Genomic DNA, 16,199 nt, shown 5'->3' with positions numbered 1-16,199 from the left:
CCGGCGCCCAGGGAACGATGGTCGGTGATGACCGACGACCAGGACGGCGTGACGTTCGAACGACTGGGCCTGCGGCCCGAGCTGCTGGGCGCCCTGGGCGCCCTCGGCTACGAGGAGCCGACGCCGATCCAGCAGGAGGCGATCCCCCCGCTGGTCGAGGGCCGCGACCTGCTGGGTCAGGCCGCCACCGGCACCGGCAAGACGGCCGCGTTCGCGCTGCCCGTGCTCGAGCGGCTGACCGCCCACCGGCGCGAGAAGGCCCCCGTGGCGCTGGTCCTCCTGCCCACCCGCGAGCTCGCCGTCCAGGTGTCGGAGGCCTTCCACCGCTACGGCAAGGACCTCGGTGCCCGGGTGCTGCCGGTGTACGGCGGTGCGCCGATCGTGCGCCAGCTGCGCAGCCTCGAGTCGGGAGTGGACGTCGTCGTCGCGACGCCGGGCCGTGCCCTGGACCTGCTCAACCGCGGCAGCCTGGACCTCGGCGACGTCGCCACCGTCGTGCTCGACGAGGCGGACGAGATGCTCGACATGGGGTTCGCCGAGGACCTCGAGGCGATCCTCGACGAGACGCCGGAGACCCGGCAGACCGTGCTGTTCTCCGCGACGATGCCGCGGCGGCTGGACTCCCTGGCCCGCCGCCACCTCCGCGACCCCGTGCGCATCACGATCGCCAAGGAGCAGGCGGCCGCGGGGGAGGCCCCGCGGGTGCGCCAGACCGCCTACGTCGTCCCCCGCGCGGCCAAGCCCGCGGCGCTGGGCCGGGTGCTCGACATCGAGGCGCCGACGGCGGCCATCGTGTTCTGCCGGACGCGCGAGGAGGTCGACTCGCTCACCGAGACCCTCAACGGCCGCGGCTACCGGGCCGAGGCGCTGCACGGCGGCATGAGCCAGGAGCAGCGCGACCGGGTCATGGGCCGGCTGCGCGGCGGGACGGCGGACCTGCTGGTCGCCACCGACGTGGCCGCGCGCGGGCTGGACATCGAGCAGCTGACGCACGTGGTCAACTACGACGTCCCGTCGGCGCCGGAGTCCTACGTGCACCGCATCGGCCGCGTGGGCCGGGCCGGCCGCGAGGGCGTGGCCATCACGCTGGCCGAGCCGCGCGAGCACCGGATGCTCAAGACGATCGAGCGCGTCGCCGGGGCGCCCATCTCGGTGCAGACGGTGCCCACGGTCGCCGACCTGCGGGCCCGCCGGCTGGACCTCACGCGGGCGTCGCTGCGGGAGACCCTGCTCGACGGCGACCTCGACGGGTTCCGGGTGGTGGTCGAGTCCCTCGCCGACGAGTTCGACCTCGTGGAGGTGGCGCTGGCCGCGGTGAAGCTCGCGCACGAGGCCGGGGGAGCGGTGGAGGACGACGAGGAGATCCCGCAGGTCTCCTTCCGCCCGGACTCCGGCAAGGCCCCGCGGGCGGGCAACGGCGGCCGGGACGCCGGTGCGCGGCCCCGGCGGTCGGCGGGCGGCCCGGCGGCGCGGCTGTTCGTGGGCCTGGGCCGGGAGGCGGGCATCCGCCCCGGCGACCTGGTGGGCGCCATCACCGGCGAGACGGGGCTGACCGGCCGGGACATCGGCGCGATCGAGATCCACCAGCGGTTCGCGCTCGTGGAGGTGCCGGCGCCCGCCGCCGACGAGGTCATCCGGGCGCTCAAGGCCACCATGATCAAGGGCCGCAAGGCGACGGTCCGCCGCGACAAGGGCCCGGCCTAGCCGGCCTAGCCGGTCAGGCGGGGTCGGCGGGGACGTCCGGCGGCACCACGTTCGGACCCGCCTCGGCCGGCCGCGGCCGGTCCTGCCGGTGCAGCCGGACGGCGACCAGCGCGACGTCGTCCTCCGGGTGGCCGTCGACCATCCGCTCGAGCACCTCGTCGAGCATCTCCTCCAGCGGCCGGTCCGCCAGCTCGATGAGCGCCTCGCGCAGCCGCACCAAGCCGGCGTCGAGGTCGGCGTCGCGCCGCTCGATCAGGCCGTCGGTGTAGAGCAGCACCGTCGCGCCGCGGTCGAGCACGACGACGGATTCCTGCCGGCGCGCGTCGGCGTCCACGCCGAGCAGCAGGTCGCCGCGCCAGGAGGCCAGCTCGGCCACGCTGCCGTCGGGGTTCACGACGAGCGGCGGCAGGTGCCCGGCGTTGGCCCAGCGCATCCGGGTGACCCCGCGCTCGAGCTCGTCGGGCGTCTGCTCGAACCGCGCGACGGCGGCGGTGGCCAGCGTGCCGGTGCGCAGCGTGGTCATCGACGCGTCCAGGCCCCGGAGCACCTCCACCGGTCCGGCGTCGCTGTAGGTGGCGATGCCGCGGAGCAGCCCGCGCAGCTGGCCCATGGCCGCGGCGGCTTCGGTGTCGTGGCCCACGACGTCGCCGATCACGAGCATGGTGGTGCCGCCGGGCTGCAGGAAGGCGTCGTACCAGTCCCCGCCCACCCGCGCCGCCTCGGCCGCCGGCACGTACCGGACGGCGATCTCCGCGTGGTCCGGCTCCGGCGGCTCCGTGAGAAGGCTGCGCTGCAGCCCTTCCGCCAGCTGCTGCTGCGCCGCGTAGAGGCGGTAGTTGTCGAGGGCCAGGCCGGTTCGGTCGGCCACGTCCTGCGCCGTCACGATGTCGGCCTCGCGGTGCGTGGAGCGGTGGCGGAAGTAGAGGGTCAGCAGCCCGAGCGTGCGACCGCGACCGCGCATCGGGAGGACGATGGCGCCCTCCGGGTGCAACACCTCGAGCAGGTCGCGGGCCTCGCCGGGCAGGAGCATGGCCCGCACGGCGGCGCCCGCCTCGCGCACCTGCTCGCCGGTGATCAGCGCACGGGCCAGCGGGGAACCGACCGGCATGGCGTCGACGCGCACTTCCGTGTAGCGCTGCAGCACCGCCCGGGAGGACGAGTCCACGTGCCACGACCCCACGTCGCGCGGTCGGCCGTCGGGGTCCACCAGCGTGACGATCGCGAAGTCGGCGAGGGACGGGACGACCAGCTGGGGGAGCCGCGCGGCCACCGTGCGGGCGTCGAGGTGCCCGGCGAGGTCGGCGCTGATCTGCGCGAGCAGCGCGAGCCGCGCGGCGGAGTCCGCCGCCTGTTCCTGGACGCGTCGGCGCTCGGTGACCTCGAGGAAGTAGACCGACAGGCCGTCCGGGGTGGGCCAGGCCCGCAGCTCGTACCAGCCGTCGAGGGGCGCCGGGTAGTGGGCGTCGAAGGAGACCGGCAGACCGGTCCGGACCGCGGTCCGGTAGCTCTCCTCGAAGATCGTGTTCACCGCGGCAGGGAACGCCTCCCAGATCACCCGGCCCAGCAGCTCGTCGCGGGCCGCGCCGAGCAACCGTTCGCCCTCGGCGTTGACGTACGTGAAACGCCAGTCCCGGTCGAGGCTGTAGAAGCCCGCCGGCATCGCCTCCAGGACGCGGATCACCAGCCCGGCCGACTCGCGCTCCCCCGTCGTGTCGTAGGCGGCGCCGAGGACGCGGACGGCGACGTCGTCGGTCCCGGCCAGCGCCCGGCCGCGGGCGTGCACCCAGCGGGTCTCCCCATCGGGGCGGACCACCCGGTACTCGGCGTCGTACTCACCGCAGGTGTCGACGGCGTGCTGCAGGGCCTCCTCGACCCGGTCCCGGTCGTCGGGGTGCAGCCGGGCGCTGAAGGCGTCGATGTGCTGCCCGAACGTGGCGACGTCGTAACCGAACATGCGGATCAGCTGGTCGTCCCAGGCGAGCCGTCCCGTGACGAGGTCCCAGTCGAAGGTGCCGATCCCGGCGGCGTCGATGGCCAGCCCCCACCGCAGGCGGTCGCTCTCGTACTGCCGGACCAGGTGCGACAGCTCCAGCTCGGTCACCGTCGACGCGCTCAGCTGGCGCAGGGTGGCGACGTCGCTCTCGGACCACTCCCGCGGCGTCGCGTCGAACACGCAGAGGGCGCCGATCGTGCGGCCGTCGCTGGTGGTGAGGGGCGTGCCGAGGTAGGCGCCGACCCGGCCGGAGGCCACCGGAGGGAGCCCGCGGAACCGGTCGTCGGCCCGTGCGTCGGGCACGAGCAGGGGAGCCCGGCCGGCTGCGGTCACCGTGCAGAGGGAGTCCTCGAGCGGTTCCCGGCTCCCGACGCTGGCCGCCGGCAGACCGGTGGCGGCCGCGACGAGCTGGACGTCGGTCAGCAGGGAGATCTGGCTGCCGTCGGTGTCGAGCAGCCGCGCGGCCAGCTCGGCCAGGCGGTCCAGCGCCGGGCTGGCGCCCGACGGCGGCACGAGCCGGCGCGCCTCGTCGAGCCGCTGCGGCTCGCTGCGCAGCTCCCTGGCTGCCACGGAGGCAGTCGCCGCGGGGGCCGCGCCCGTGCTCTGGTCCACGCCAGCCCTTCCGCCCAGCCTCAGGCTGGAGATGCACCACGGGACGCCAGGCGGTTCGACGTCCGGTACCCGTTATGTCACGGAGCCTTGGTTGCGCGCAACCAACCTGACGAAGATCACGGGGTCGCCGGCGCTCCGGGCGGCCTCACGGAGCTGGGACGACGAGCGTCAGCGCGGTTCCGCCGTCATGTTCCACGTGCAACCCCGCACGCCTCAGCAGGCTCCTGAGTCGCACGACGTCGGCCGGCTCGGCGGTCGTCAGCGCCAGCAGACGGGCGACCCGGCCCTTGTGCGCCTTGTTGAAGTGGCTCACGACCGAGCGGGAGCCGTCGGGGCGCTCGCTCAGCACGTCGAGGGTCACCGCACCCGGCACCGGGGCGAGGGCCGCGTAGGAACCGCTGCGGAGGTCGACCACGAACTCGTCCAGGCCGACGAGGACGGGGGAGAGGACGGGCTTCCACAGCGCCCGCAGGGTGGGCAGCCCCGGCAGCGCCGAGCCGGCCGACAGCCGGTAGGCCGGGATCGGGTCCTCCGCGCGGACGAGCCCGAAGAGCGCGGAGCCCACGGCCAGCCGCCGCCCGGCCCGCGCACGCTGGGCCCGGCCCATCGAGGCGATGTCCAGCGCGTCGTAGAGGACGCCGGTGTAGCGCTCGACCGCCGGGCGGGTGGCACTGGTCCAGAGCTCGGCGTTGCGGGCGATCTCGGTGTCCTGCTTCGCCGACAGGCCGAGGGCCTGACGGGCAGCGGGGACGTCGTCGGCCAGTTTCACCAGCGCCTCGGCGAGCTCGGTGCGCACCCCGGTCAGCGCGGGAGCGGCGGTGAGGGCCGCGAGGTCGAGCGGGGCGCCGTCCCCGCCGGGGGCCTTCGTCTCCGACGGCGGCAGCAGGACGAGCACCGCTACTCCGCCAGCTCGACGATCACCGGGGCGTGGTCGCTGGCGCCCTTGCCCTTGCGCTCCTCGCGGTCGATGCGGGCGCCGGTCACCCGCTCCTCGAGCGCCGGGTTGCCCAGCACGAAGTCGATGCGCATGCCCTCCCGCCGGGGGAAGCGCAGCTGCGTGTAGTCCCAGTACGTGTAGACGCCGGGGCCAGGGGCGTACGGGCGGACGACGTCGGCGTACCCCGCGTCGACGATCGCCCGGAACGCGGCCCGCTCGGGCGGCGAGACGTGCGTGGAGTGCGCGAACACGGCCATGTCCCAGACGTCGTCGTTCTCCGGGGCGATGTTCCAGTCCCCGACGAGGGCGGTGGGCAGCTCGGGCCGCTCGGCGAGCCAGCCGGCGGCGGTCGTGCGCAGCGCGGCGAGCCACTCGAGCTTGTACTGCAGGTGCGGGTCGGCCAGCGTGCGCCCGTTCGGCACGTACAGGCTCCACACGCGGACGCCGCCGCAGGTGGCACCCAGCGCCCGGGCCTCGGGGGCCGGGTCGAGCCCCTCCTTGGCGGCCCAGGAGGGCATGCCGGGGAAGCCGATCTCGACGTCCTCGATGCCGACGCGGGACAGGATCGCCACGCCGTTCCACTGCGAGTGGCCCACGTGCGAGACCTCGTAGCCGATGGCGCTGAACACCATCTCCGGGAACTGGTCGTCCCGGCACTTGGTCTCCTGCAGCGCCACGACGTCGACGTCGCTGCGCTCCAGCCAGGCCGCCACCCGGTCGGCCCGCGTGCGGATCGAGTTCACGTTCCAGGTGGCGATCCGCATGGTGTCCGACCCTACGGAACGGCGCCGCTCACACCTGGACGGGCACCTCGCCCCTCGCGGCCATGCGGGCGCGCAGCCGCTCCCGGCTCTCCACGAACCGCGTCGCCTGCTCGTCGAGGCCCGCCAGGAACGCGGCGAGCTCCTCGCGCGCCTTCTCCCCCTCGGGGCCGAGGTCGTCGCGCTCGAACACCTGCCACTTGCGCAGGATCGGGCTGACCACCTCGTCGTGGTGCAGCCGCAGGTCGTAGATGCCGGCCTTGGCGATGATCGTCGAGTTCTTCCGGAAGTTCGCCATGTTGGCCCCGGGCATCTCGAAGTGCATGACCTCGTGCGCGACGGCCTTCATCGTCTCGTCGGGGTCGATGTCGAACGCGGCCGTGACGAGGTTGCGGTAGAAGATCATGTGCAGGTTCTCGTCCGTGGCGATGCGGGCGAGCAGCTTGTCGGCGACCGGGTCGCCGGTGGCCTTCCCGGTGTTGCGGTGCGAGACGCGGGTCGCCAGCTCCTGGAACGACACGTAGGCGACCGCCTCGAGCGGCGACTTGTCCCCCGAGTCGTAGCCGAGCGTCATGTAGTCCATCCGGGCCCGCTCCAGCGCGACCGGGTCGACGCCGCGGGTGACGACGAGGTAGTCGCGGATGGCGATGCCGTGCCGGCCCTCCTCCGCCGTCCAGCGGCCGACCCACTCACCCCACGCGCCGTCGCGGCCGAAGCGCGTGGCGATCTCGCGGTGGTAGCTGGGCAGGTTGTCCTCGGTGAGCAGGTTGACGAACATGGCGGCCTTCGCCGTCTCGTCGAGCTTCGACTGCTCCGGCGACCAGTCCTCGCCGCCCAGGAAGGCGAAGTTCCGCCCCTCGTCCCACGGCACGTAGTCGTGGGGATGCCACTCCTTCGCCAGCGTGATGTGCCGGTCCAGGTTCTCGGCGACCACCGGCTCCAGCTCGATCAGGACCGCGGACTGCGGGGATGTCTGGGCCATGCGGACCTCCGGGGTGCCGATGCCGACGCGCGACCCGCGCCGTCTGGAGCAACGGTCGCGGTCCTCCGGTGGTTCCCCGGCTGCGCGCCGGCAACCCCTCCGCGCGCCTCCGTCGTACGGGTGGTCCGGCCGCCGCCCGACCCCCTCCCGGCGCAACGGTGCGATCATGAACCCATGACCCGGCAGCGCGGAACGACGGCAGGCGCGTGAGCGCCGGTCCCTCCTCCCCTGCCGACGGTCCCGCGGGCGGGGCGAGCGCGCTCCGGCCCACCGCCCCCCGGCACGCCCGCCGGCGGCGGTTCCGCTCCGCCGTCGGGCTGGCCGTCCTCAACGCCCTCGTGCCCGGGACGGCGTTCCTCGCGGCCGGGCGCCGCGTGCTCGGCGCGGTCACGCTCGCGCTGTTCGTGCTCCTCGTGGGCGCCGGCATCTGGCTGGCCACGGGCGGCCGGCGCACCGTCCTGCTCACCGCGGTCGACACCGACCAGCTGCTCTGGGTGGTCGGCGGCATCGCCGTGATCGCGCTGCTCTGGGTGGCGGTCGTCGTCGTCGGCTACCTGCTGCTGCGGCCCCGCCCGCTGCCCGGCGGGAAGCACGCCCTCGGCGCGTTCGTCGTCCTCCTGCTCGTGGCGGCGATCGCCGTGCCGGCCGTGTGGGCCTCCCGGCTGGCCCTGGCCCAGCGCGACCTGATCGCCGGGGTGTTCGACGAGGACGGGGAGTCTGCCACCGTCGAGGACACCCCCGATCCGTTCGGCGACCAGGAGCGGGTGAACGTGCTGCTCCTGGGCGGCGACGGGGGCGAGGGCCGCGAGGGCGTGCGCACCGACACCGTGATCGTGGCCAGCATCGACACCGACACCGGCGACACCACGCTGTTCAGCCTGCCGCGCAACCTCGAGGACCTGCCGTTCCCGGCCGGCAGCCCGCTCGCCGCGCTCTACCCGGACGGCTTCGACTCCGGCAGCGAGAGCGAGAGCCTGCTCAACGCCGTCTACCGGAACGGCCCGGCCGACCACCCCGATGTCCTCGGTCCGACCGACGACCCGGGTGCCGACTTCCTCAAGCTGGGCGTCGGCGAGGCGCTGGGGCTCGACATCGACTACTTCGTGCTGGTCAACCTCGACGGGTTCAGCCGGCTGGTCGATGCCCTCGGCGGCATCACCGTCAACGTCAACTACTACGTGCCGGTCGGGGGCGACCCGGGCACCGGGTCGCTGCCGGACGCCTACATCGCGCCGGGTCCCGACCAGGAGATGGACGGCGCCACCGCTCTCGCCTTCGCCCGCGGACGGTTCGGCCTGACCGACTACGACCGGATGGACCGCCAGCGCTGCACGATCGACGCGATCATCGATGCTGCCGATCCCGTGACGCTGCTCCGGCAGTACCAGCGCCTGGCAGCGACGACGCAGGACATCGTCAGCACCGACATCCCGCGGTCAGCGCTCGACGACTTCGTCGACCTCGGGCTGCTCGTCAAGGACGCCGACGTGCGCAGCGTCGTCTTCGACCCAAGCCTGATCGACCCCGCGTACCCCGACTACGACCTCATGCGCGAGATCGTCGCGGTGTCCCTCGGTGAGGAGCCCGCAGGGGCGGAGGAGCCGCAGGACACCACCTCCTCGGCTCCCGCGTCCACGTCGGCCGCGCCGTCCACGGGATCGGCGCCCCCGACCCAGGACGCCGCGGCGGACGTCGCGGACGCGTGCGCCTACGACCCGGTCAAGGCGCAGGAGGCGCGGGCCGCCGGCGAGCCGCCCACCCGCGGCCGCTGAGCCCGCTCCTCGGATGCGCGCCCCAGGCCGGGGGCCTTGCGCCTCGGGCGGGACGTCGAGCGGTCGGGTCAGGCCGCGGGCTCGTTCATCGCCGCGATCTGGATCAGGTTGCCGCAGGTGTCGTCGAGGACGGCCGTCGTCACCGGACCCATCGAGGCCGGCTCCTGGGTGAAGGTGACGCCCAGCCCCTTCAGCCGGTCGAACTCGGCGTGCACGTCGGTCACGGCGAACGACGTGAAGGGGATGCCGTCGGCGACGAGGGCCTCCTTGTACGGGCGGACGGCGGGGTGGTCGCTCGGCTCGAGCACCAGCTCGACGCCGTCGGGGTCCTCGGGCGCGACGACGGTGAGCCAGCTGTGCTCGCCCAGGGGCACGTCGTTCTTCTTCACGAAGCCCAGCACCTCGGTGTAGAAGCGCAGGGCCTTCTGCTGGTCGTCGACGTGGATGCTGGCCAGGTTGATCCGCATGTCAGGGGTCCCTTCGGTCGCCGGGCAGGTGCCAGCGTTCGGTGATCGTCCGGAGGGGCGAGGTGTCCAGGTCGTGGAACTTGTAGCGACCCTCCCGGCGGGTCCGGACCAGGCCCGCGGCCTCGAGCACGTCCAGGTGCTGCGAGACCGCCTGCCGCGACGAGCTGAGCCCGTGCCTGCTGATCAGGCGGGTGCACAGCTCGAACAGGGTCTGGCCGTTCCGCTCCTGGAGCTCGTCGAGGATCGCGCGCCGGGTCGGGTCCGCGAGGGCCCTGAACACGTCACCCACGGAGGGACAATAGGCAAGTAGCCACTTGCCTGACAAGACCTCAGAGCCGGACGTCCCCGAGCGAGGAGAGCTGCAGCCAGCCGGTGTTCGCCTGCCCGGGCGGCGGCGCCTCCCCGGTGGCGGCGGCGCCCATGCGGTCGACGGGCACCAGCTGGTCGAGCACGACGCCGGCCACGGCCGCGATGTCGGCGATCGGCACCTGGAACGTGCGGAAGGGGCCGAGCGGCGGCGCCTCCCCGGCGGCCGCGGCACCCGCGAGCGCGGCGTCCAGGTCGTCGACCAGCGGGGTCTGGTCCAGCAGGTAGCCGGTCGCGGCGAGGGCGCCGTCCTGCACGAACGCGGCCACCTTCCAGAAGCGCAACGGGATCCGGATGCCCCGGTAGGGCGGGTCGCCGTCCTCCAGGACCGGTCCGGCCAGGACGACGAGCTTCCGGTCGAACGTCGCGGCGTGCTCGTGCAGGTAGTCCTCCAGGCCGAGCCACAGGTCCTTGCCCTGGTTGAACCTCGCCGCCTGCGGCGCGGCGTTCGTGTAGTAGAAGGAGTCGACGTTCGCGCGCTGGGCCTCGGCCCGGTCGCGCCCCCACGAGACCGAGGCGCGGCGCACGAGATGACCGCGGTCGAGGTCGTTGCGGACGTAGACCGCCGGACCCGCCTGCAACTCCGCGGCCAGCCGCGGGTCGAGGTTCCAGTCGTCGTCGCGGTCCAGGGAGAACAGCCTCGCGCCGTCCAGAGCGTGCGCCGTGACGGCGGCGAAGCGCCGGTCGGGGCGGAACAGCAGGCTGTAGTGCGTGTAGTGCAGCAGCACGGTCGGCACCGGCGAGCCGGTCGCCGGCATGGGCACGGCGGGGCCGAGGAAGGCGGGGTCGTAACCGGCCCGGTCGTCCAGGTCCTGCGCCGTCGGGAGGGCCTCGGCGGAGGTGGACAGATCTGTCATGGCGGAACGCTAGGACCGCCGGGGCGCCGACGGCAGTAGGTCCTGCGCGGTCCGTCGGGAGCGGCGCGGAAGATGGACGCCGTGCCCAGCGACGACAGCCCCGTGTCCGAGGTCCGTGCCGTCACCGAGGTGGACGGCACCCTGCGCCAGGAGCTGCTCACCTGCTGGACCGACGTGACCAACGCCGGCGGGGCGGTCGGGTTCGTGCCACCGGTGACCGAGGACGACGTCGTGCCGCTGCTGGACAAGCTGCTGGAGGGCGTCGCCTCGGGCCGGGACGTGCTCGCCCTGCTGACCGTCGACGGCAGGACGGCGGGGTTCGCCAGCGTCGTCGGCTCGCTGAGCCCGTTGCGGCGGCACTGGGGCACGGTGCTGCGCGTGCAGGTGCACCCGTCCCGCCAGGGGCAGGGGCTGGGCCGGGTGCTCATGGACGGTGTGCACCGCATCGCCCGGGACCGGGGGTGGGAGTTCCTGCACCTGACCGCGCGCGGCGGCACGGGCGTGGACGCGTTCTACCGCGGCCTCGGGTACGAGGAGGTCGGCCGTCTCCCGGGTGCCATCCGGGTCGCCCCCGGCGACGACCGCGACGAGATCGTCATGGCGTGCCGCCTCTGAGCGCCGGCCCGCCTGGCAGGGTGGGCGGCATGTCGGCTCCCGTGCCTCCCGGTTCGCGCGACGCCCGGCGCGAGCGCCTCGTCGGTCTGCTCGTCCTGGGCGTGGCCCTGGTCCTGCTGGTCTCGTCGGTGACCTGGTTCGCCAGCGACCAGGCCCTGGTCGGCGTCGGGCAGCTGGTGCTCGGGGTCGTCCTCGCTGCGGTGGGCGGCTTCCTGGTCCGACGGTCGGGGCGGGCCTGACCGCTCACTGCCCCTCGAGAGGTGCCTCCGCCAGCACGTCGCCGTCGGCGTCCAGGATGCGGACCGTCACGCCGACCCCGGGACCGGCGTAGGGCGCCGCACCGGCCCCGCGCTCCAGCGGCATCGTGGCGAGGACGGTCCCCGAGCCGTCGACCACCTCCGCCGCCACCCCGGAGGGCGCGCTGATGAGGATCCCCGCCATGGCCTGGACGGCGATCACCCGGTCGAGCAGGGCCGTGCCGGCGGGGGCGGGCTCGAAGTGCATCGTCGTCACGCCTGCGTCGGGGCGGTCGGGCGCGTAGGTGATCAACCAGGTGCTCGTCGCGCCCGAGGGGTGGGTCATCCCGTAGAGCTCGCCGTACTGGTTCACCCGCGACCCCAGCGGCCCCGCCGCCAGGAGGGTTGGGCGGGCGTCCTCGAACACGAGGCCGTAGGCGGACAGCTCCGAGCCGGTCGACCACAGCGACGCCTGGGCCCAGGTCCGGTCCGCCAGGCCGCGCGGGTCCAGGGCGGCCACCTCGTCGTGGCGGCTCCCGGGTGCGCCGGGGGAGAGGCGCTCGGAGTCGGCCAGCTGCAACGGCCGGTCCGTGCCCGCCCCGGTCCGGACGCGCACGTCGCCGCCGAGGCTCATCAGGTAGGCGTGCACGTCCAGGTCGACCTCCGCGACGCCGTCCTCGACGTCGACGGGGAGGCTGTCGGACCGCACGGTCCCGTCGGCCTCGACCACGGGGGTGAGCCCGACCTCGACGCTGTCCCCCTCCTCGGCGACGACGACGAGGGTCACCGTCGGAGCCGAGAGGTCGGCGGCGTCCCGCAGGGCCAGCACCGTGTCCGGGCCGGCCTGCGACGGGAAGGTGGCCAGCACCATCTCGTCCGCGTCGGCCCCGGCCGGGCCGGTGAACCAGGCGTAGGCGTAGGTGTTGCCGGCCATGCCGAGCACCAGCGCGACCCGGCCGCTCGTGACGTCACCGGCGTAGGCGACGCGGTGCGTGTCCACCGGCGGGTCGGGCACCTCCAGGTCCGCCGGGTAGCCGTCGGGGATCACGGGGTCCCAGTCCACGGCGGCCAGCTCGCCGAGCCACTCGTCGTCGTCGGCCAGGCTGCCCCGCGTGGGGAGTGCGTAGAGGCCGGTCGGCGGGGACGGGACGACGGTGCGGCCGGCCGGGCCGGCGACCTCGCCCCGGGGAGCGTCGGCGAGGGTCGAGGCGACCACGGGGACGCCGACGAACACGACCAGTGCCACGAGGCCGCCGGCTGCCAGGGCCGTCCGGGACCGGCGCTGTGCGCGGTAGCGCTCGCGGGTCCGCCGGGCGAGGTCCGCGGGCGGGGGTGCGATGACGTCGGCACGGCTCCGGAGGTCGCGCAGCCCCGCCTCCAGTTCGCTGTCGGAGATGGTCACGTCAGCTCCTCCAGGATGGGTGCGGGCGCGGGAGCGCCGAGGACGGTGCGCAGACGGGCCAGCCCGCGGACGGTCTGGCTCCGGACCGTGTGGACGGAGCACCCGAGCAGGTCCGCGGTGGCGGCCTCGCCGAGGTCCTCGGTGTAGCGGAGGACGAGGACGGCGCGCATGCGTGGCGGGAGGGTGGCCAGGGCGGCGGCCATCCGCTCCCGCTCGTCGACGGCGTCGGTGCCGTCCGGCTCGGCCGGGTCGTGGGCCGGCAGGGACACGATCTCCTGCGTGCTGCGCAGGCGCCACCAGCTCGCGGCGCTGGTCACGAGCACCCGGCGGACGTAGGGGTAGGGGTCGCCCTCGATCCGTCCCCAGCGGCGGTAGGCCTTGACCAGCGCTGTCTGCAGCAGGTCCTCCGCATGACCGCGGTCGCGGGTCAGCAGGGTCGCCGTCCGCAGCAGGTCCGCCGAGCGCTCGGCGACGAACGCCTCGAAGGCGCTCTCCTCCTGTGGTCCCACCGGGCCTCCCCCCGTCGTCACCCTCTATGACGTCCGCACGGGCCGGGGACGAACGCCGTCGTGACCGGATCGTGATCGCGGCGGTTCCGTTCGTCTCGCGTTGCCGCGGGGGTGGAGGCGTCCCACACTCGCGGGAACGCGAGAGGGCGACGGACGGAGGCACGGGTGAAGCTCGACAAGCAGGAGCTGGTGCGGGTGCTGCGCACCGAGGGCGACAACGACACCGCGGACGAGGCGGAGCGGAGCCTCCCCGACGAGATCGACACCGACCGGGACGGCGACGCCCTGGACTCCATCGGGCTCGACCGGACCCAGCTCCTCGCGAAGCTGGCAGGTGGGGGCCTGGGCGGCACCGTCGCCCCCTGATCGCGGGGGGTCAGCGGGCACGCAGCGCGGCGCCCAGCTCGACCGCCAGGTCGAGGAAGTGCACCAGTGCGTCGGCGTCGGGCCCGTCGCCGACGGAGAAGTCCAGCATGCGCACCCGGCGCCCGTTCCCCGACAGCCGTCCTGCGGGGTCCGGGAGGCGGGCGCCGTGCTCGAACACCAGCTGCACCCGGTCGGCGCCGGGGAAGAGGGCGCAGACGAAGCCCGCGACCGGGTCCCGGTAGTTCACCGAGTGCCAGCCCGGTCGTGCGCGCTCGGTCAGCTGTGGGTGGGCCGCCAGGACGACCCCGCGCAGCTGCTGGGTGAGCGCGACGACGGCGTCGGAGTGGTCGGCGAGGAGCTCGTCGACGGCCGGGTCCCGGGGCACCCCCGCACCGTGGCAGGGGGGTACGACGGGAAGCCTCCCGTCAGCCGCGGTAGGGGCGCTCCCGGGCCAGCTCCTCCTTGGCGACACCGCGGATGTGCACGGCGTCGGGCCCGTCGACGATCCGCAGCGTGCGGGCGCTCGCGTAGAACCGCGCCAGCACGGTGTCGTTGCTGACGCCGGCCCCGCCGTGCACCTGGATGGCGCGGTCGATGACGTCGAGGGCCACCTTCGGCGCGGCCACCTTGATCGCGGAGATCTCGGTCTTGGCGCCCTTCGCCCCGTACTTGTCGATGAGGTCCGCCGTCTTCAGGACGTAGAGGCGGGCCTGGTCGATCTCGATGCGCGAGAGCGCGATCGCCTCGCGCACGGTGCCCTGGTCGGCGAGCGGGCGGCCGAAGGCGACTCGGTTCTGGGTGCGCTCGACCATGAGGGCCAGTGCCCGCTCGGCCATGCCGATGGCCCGCATGCAGTGGTGGATCCGGCCAGGGCCGAGCCGCGCCTGGGCGATCATGAACCCGTCGCCCTCGCCGGCCAGGATGTTCGACACCGGCACCCGCACGTCGGTGAACCGCAGCTCCGAGTGGCCGTGCTGGTCCTGGTAACCGAACACCGGCAGGTGGCGGATGATCTCCAGTCCGGGGGTGTCGCGGGGGACGAGGACCATCGACTGCTGGCGGTGCGGGGCGCCCTCGGGGTCGGTCTTCCCCATGACGATGAAGATCTGGCACCGCTCGTCCGCGGCCCCGGACGTCCACCACTTGCGGCCGTTGATCACGTACTCGTCGCCGTCGCGGACGATCGACGTCTGGATGTTGCGGGCGTCCGACGAGGCGACGTCGGGCTCGGTCATCGCGAAGCCCGACCGGATCTCGCCCTCGAGCAGCGGCTCCAGCCAGCGCTGCTTCTGCTCGTCGGTGCCGAAGAGCATCAGCGTCTCCATGTTGCCCGTGTCGGGCGCGCCGACGTTCATCGCCTCGGGGGCGATGGTGGGCGACCAGCCGGTGATCTCGGCGACGGAGGCGTACTCGAGGTTGGACAGCCCCCCGAGCTCGTGGTGGAACAGGTTCCAGAGGCCGCGCTTGCGGGCCTCGGCCTTCAGCTCCTCGAGGACCGGCGGGTGCTCGTGGTTGTTGTGGCCGCGCTCGGCCCGCCACGCGTCGTAGACCGGCTCGGCGGGGAACACGTGCTCGCGCATGAAGTCCCACGCGCGGGCGCAGACGTCCTCGGCCTTGGGGGAGAGAGCGAAGTCCATGCCCGCAACGTAACCGCGGACGTGACCGCCGTCGCATCGGGGGTCAGCGGGCGTGCGGTGCGGATCCTCCGTCGGAGACGAACCAGCAGGCGATCAGCGGGGAGGCGACGGCGAGGAGCATCGCCGTCGCACCCAGGGCGACGGTCGGCGGGACGAGCAGGGCCACGGCCAGCACGACCGGCAGGACCGCGACGACGAGCAGCCGGCCGCGGTGCCGGCCGTGGTTCCGGCCGTGGTGCCGGCGCGGCCGGGTCGTCGCCGGGAGTGCCGCCGTCCCCAGGAGCGCGGCCAGGCGCGGGTCGTCGCGGGCGAGCTCCTCGCCCAGTTCGCGCAGGACCGGGTCGTCGTCCATCGCGGACCCCCTCCCCCTGCTGCGGGAAGTGTCCTCCGCGGGCGGCTCCGCGGGAAGACGACGAGAGCCGGGCCGCGCCCCCTCGGGAGGCGCGACCCGGCTCTCGGGTGTCCGGCCGGGTGGCCGGGCGGTGGGGTCAGCGGCGGCTGTCGACCGCGTTGCGCACCGGCAGCAGGGCGATCACCAGGCCGACGAGGGCGGTGGCGATGTGCAGGACGTTGTCAGCACCGTTGATGCTGAGGAAGTCCCAGTCCTTGCCGATGGCGATGAGGCCGTAGATGAACGCGGCGCCGTAGCCGACGGCCAGGAGCCAGCCGTAGGTGCGGGCACCGGCCAGCGTGCGGCTCAGGGCGAGACCGGCGAGGCCGATCAGGATGTGCACGACGTTGTGCATGCCGTTGATCTCGAAGAACAGCAGGTTCTTGCCCGTGTCGTGGGCGAAGAAGTCGGAGAAGCCGGTGACGAAGAAACCGACGATCCCGACTAGCAGGTAGACGGCGCCGAACGCGAGCCCGAGGATCTCGGGGACGGTCCTGCCCGTAGCGGTGTTGCCCGGAGTTGCGGCCATGGTGTCCTCCCGAACATGAGCCCGCCGGGGTCCCGGCGGGGGTTGCTGTTCCGGTACCCGCAG

18 protein-coding genes are annotated in these 16,199 nt (G+C 74.0%); 5 read left to right on the top strand and 13 right to left on the bottom strand.

All coding sequences use genetic code 11. From position 1 onward, the window contains the following. The first annotated feature begins 27 nt into the window (after positions 1–27). On the top strand, positions 28–1,704 hold the full coding sequence (locus DCS98_RS13970) for a DEAD/DEAH box helicase (protein ID WP_116452249.1): 1,677 nt from the start codon (positions 28–30) through the stop codon (positions 1,702–1,704). Positions 1,705–1,717: 13 nt separating this feature from the next. Here the strand turns inward: DCS98_RS13970 and DCS98_RS13965 are convergent, their stop codons facing one another. The 4 genes from DCS98_RS13965 to DCS98_RS13950 all read right to left on the bottom strand — a co-directional run bounded on the left by DCS98_RS13965 (position 1,718) and on the right by DCS98_RS13950 (position 6,989). Continuing rightward, positions 1,718–4,267 (bottom strand): SpoIIE family protein phosphatase, encoded by a 2,550-nt coding sequence (locus DCS98_RS13965; protein WP_241037981.1) that lies wholly within the window; start codon positions 4,265–4,267, stop codon positions 1,718–1,720. Positions 4,268–4,454: 187 nt separating this feature from the next. Next, positions 4,455–5,204, bottom strand: coding sequence for a peroxide stress protein YaaA (gene yaaA / locus DCS98_RS13960; protein WP_116451994.1), 750 nt, complete (start codon positions 5,202–5,204; stop codon positions 4,455–4,457). A gap of 2 nt (positions 5,205–5,206) precedes the next feature. Then, positions 5,207–6,010, bottom strand: coding sequence for an exodeoxyribonuclease III (locus DCS98_RS13955; RefSeq protein WP_116451993.1), 804 nt, complete (start codon positions 6,008–6,010; stop codon positions 5,207–5,209). Positions 6,011–6,038: 28 nt separating this feature from the next. After that, a complete protein-coding gene (locus DCS98_RS13950) occupies positions 6,039–6,989 on the bottom strand; it encodes an acyl-ACP desaturase (RefSeq protein WP_116451992.1) in 951 nt (316 codons plus the stop codon). A gap of 206 nt (positions 6,990–7,195) precedes the next feature. Here DCS98_RS13950 and DCS98_RS13945 point away from each other — a divergent pair, with 206 nt between their 5' ends. Beyond that, positions 7,196–8,761 (top strand): LCP family protein, encoded by a 1,566-nt coding sequence (locus DCS98_RS13945; RefSeq protein WP_116451991.1) that lies wholly within the window; start codon positions 7,196–7,198, stop codon positions 8,759–8,761. Between the two features lie 68 nt (positions 8,762–8,829). Here the strand turns inward: DCS98_RS13945 and DCS98_RS13940 are convergent, their stop codons facing one another. The 3 genes from DCS98_RS13940 to DCS98_RS13930 are packed head-to-tail and all read right to left on the bottom strand — an operon-like array spanning position 8,830 to position 10,451. Further along, complete coding sequence (locus DCS98_RS13940) at positions 8,830–9,228, bottom strand: VOC family protein (RefSeq protein ID WP_116451990.1); 399 nt, start codon at positions 9,226–9,228, stop codon at positions 8,830–8,832. A 1-nt stretch (position 9,229) separates the two neighbouring features. Beyond that, positions 9,230–9,517 carry an ArsR/SmtB family transcription factor gene (locus tag DCS98_RS13935; protein WP_116451989.1) on the bottom strand — a complete coding sequence of 96 codons (288 nt, stop codon included), beginning with the start codon at positions 9,515–9,517 and terminating at the stop codon, positions 9,230–9,232. A gap of 40 nt (positions 9,518–9,557) precedes the next feature. Then, positions 9,558–10,451, bottom strand: a complete 894-nt coding sequence (locus DCS98_RS13930; RefSeq protein WP_116451988.1) for a DNA/RNA non-specific endonuclease — start codon at positions 10,449–10,451, stop codon at positions 9,558–9,560. A gap of 72 nt (positions 10,452–10,523) precedes the next feature. On the opposite strand from DCS98_RS13930, the gene DCS98_RS13925 reads away from it, so the two are divergent. Then, positions 10,524–11,066, top strand: coding sequence for a GNAT family N-acetyltransferase (locus DCS98_RS13925; protein ID WP_206340267.1), 543 nt, complete (start codon positions 10,524–10,526; stop codon positions 11,064–11,066). A 29-nt stretch (positions 11,067–11,095) separates the two neighbouring features. After that, on the top strand, positions 11,096–11,305 hold the full coding sequence (locus DCS98_RS13920; RefSeq protein ID WP_116452247.1) for a hypothetical protein: 210 nt from the start codon (positions 11,096–11,098) through the stop codon (positions 11,303–11,305). Between the two features lie 4 nt (positions 11,306–11,309). Here the strand turns inward: DCS98_RS13920 and DCS98_RS23050 are convergent, their stop codons facing one another. Both DCS98_RS23050 and DCS98_RS13910 read right to left on the bottom strand, forming a co-directional pair. Further along, a complete protein-coding gene (locus DCS98_RS23050; RefSeq protein ID WP_164704569.1) occupies positions 11,310–12,704 on the bottom strand; it encodes a hypothetical protein in 1,395 nt (464 codons plus the stop codon). After that, complete coding sequence (locus tag DCS98_RS13910; protein ID WP_116451987.1) at positions 12,701–13,213, bottom strand: SigE family RNA polymerase sigma factor; 513 nt, start codon at positions 13,211–13,213, stop codon at positions 12,701–12,703. The genes DCS98_RS23050 and DCS98_RS13910 overlap by 4 nt, the downstream gene beginning before the upstream one ends. Positions 13,214–13,378: 165 nt before the next feature. On the opposite strand from DCS98_RS13910, the gene DCS98_RS13905 reads away from it, so the two are divergent. Further along, positions 13,379–13,579: a hypothetical protein gene (locus DCS98_RS13905; protein ID WP_116451986.1), complete on the top strand. Its 201-nt coding sequence runs from the start codon at positions 13,379–13,381 to the stop codon at positions 13,577–13,579. Positions 13,580–13,589: 10 nt separating this feature from the next. On the opposite strand, the gene DCS98_RS13900 is transcribed toward DCS98_RS13905, so the two are convergent. The 4 genes from DCS98_RS13900 to DCS98_RS13885 all read right to left on the bottom strand — a co-directional run bounded on the left by DCS98_RS13900 (position 13,590) and on the right by DCS98_RS13885 (position 16,136). Next, a complete protein-coding gene (locus DCS98_RS13900; protein WP_164704568.1) occupies positions 13,590–13,964 on the bottom strand; it encodes a DUF1801 domain-containing protein in 375 nt (124 codons plus the stop codon). A 40-nt stretch (positions 13,965–14,004) separates the two neighbouring features. After that, complete coding sequence (locus DCS98_RS13895; RefSeq protein WP_116451984.1) at positions 14,005–15,216, bottom strand: acyl-CoA dehydrogenase family protein; 1,212 nt, start codon at positions 15,214–15,216, stop codon at positions 14,005–14,007. A 43-nt stretch (positions 15,217–15,259) separates the two neighbouring features. After that, complete coding sequence (locus tag DCS98_RS13890; RefSeq protein ID WP_116451983.1) at positions 15,260–15,568, bottom strand: DUF3040 domain-containing protein; 309 nt, start codon at positions 15,566–15,568, stop codon at positions 15,260–15,262. Between the two features lie 136 nt (positions 15,569–15,704). Then, positions 15,705–16,136, bottom strand: a complete 432-nt coding sequence (locus DCS98_RS13885) for a DUF4383 domain-containing protein (RefSeq protein ID WP_116451982.1) — start codon at positions 16,134–16,136, stop codon at positions 15,705–15,707. Positions 16,137–16,199: the final 63 nt, after the last annotated feature.

The sequence above is a fragment of the Blastococcus litoris genome, assembly GCF_003075095.1.
GTDB classification, from domain to species: Bacteria; Actinomycetota; Actinomycetes; order Mycobacteriales; family Geodermatophilaceae; genus Blastococcus_B; species Blastococcus_B litoris.
This window is presented reverse-complemented; position numbering and strand designations above follow the sequence as displayed.

Excerpts from the sequence above, each read along its gene's own strand:
- DCS98_RS13970 (WP_116452249.1), top strand. The coding sequence starts at position 28 with ATGACCGACGACCAGGACGGCGTGACGTTCGAACGACTGGGCCTGCGG.
- DCS98_RS13955 (WP_116451993.1), bottom strand. The coding sequence starts at position 6,010 with ATGCGGATCGCCACCTGGAACGTGAACTCGATCCGCACGCGGGCCGAC.
- DCS98_RS13950 (WP_116451992.1), bottom strand. The coding sequence starts at position 6,989 with ATGGCCCAGACATCCCCGCAGTCCGCGGTCCTGATCGAGCTGGAGCCG.
- DCS98_RS13940 (WP_116451990.1), bottom strand. The coding sequence starts at position 9,228 with ATGCGGATCAACCTGGCCAGCATCCACGTCGACGACCAGCAGAAGGCC.
- DCS98_RS13930 (WP_116451988.1), bottom strand. The coding sequence starts at position 10,451 with ATGACAGATCTGTCCACCTCCGCCGAGGCCCTCCCGACGGCGCAGGAC.
- DCS98_RS13925 (WP_206340267.1), top strand. The coding sequence starts at position 10,524 with ATGGACGCCGTGCCCAGCGACGACAGCCCCGTGTCCGAGGTCCGTGCC.
- DCS98_RS13920 (WP_116452247.1), top strand. The coding sequence starts at position 11,096 with ATGTCGGCTCCCGTGCCTCCCGGTTCGCGCGACGCCCGGCGCGAGCGC.
- DCS98_RS13895 (WP_116451984.1), bottom strand. The coding sequence starts at position 15,216 with ATGGACTTCGCTCTCTCCCCCAAGGCCGAGGACGTCTGCGCCCGCGCG.
- DCS98_RS13890 (WP_116451983.1), bottom strand. The coding sequence starts at position 15,568 with ATGGACGACGACCCGGTCCTGCGCGAACTGGGCGAGGAGCTCGCCCGC.
- DCS98_RS13885 (WP_116451982.1), bottom strand. The coding sequence starts at position 16,136 with ATGGCCGCAACTCCGGGCAACACCGCTACGGGCAGGACCGTCCCCGAG.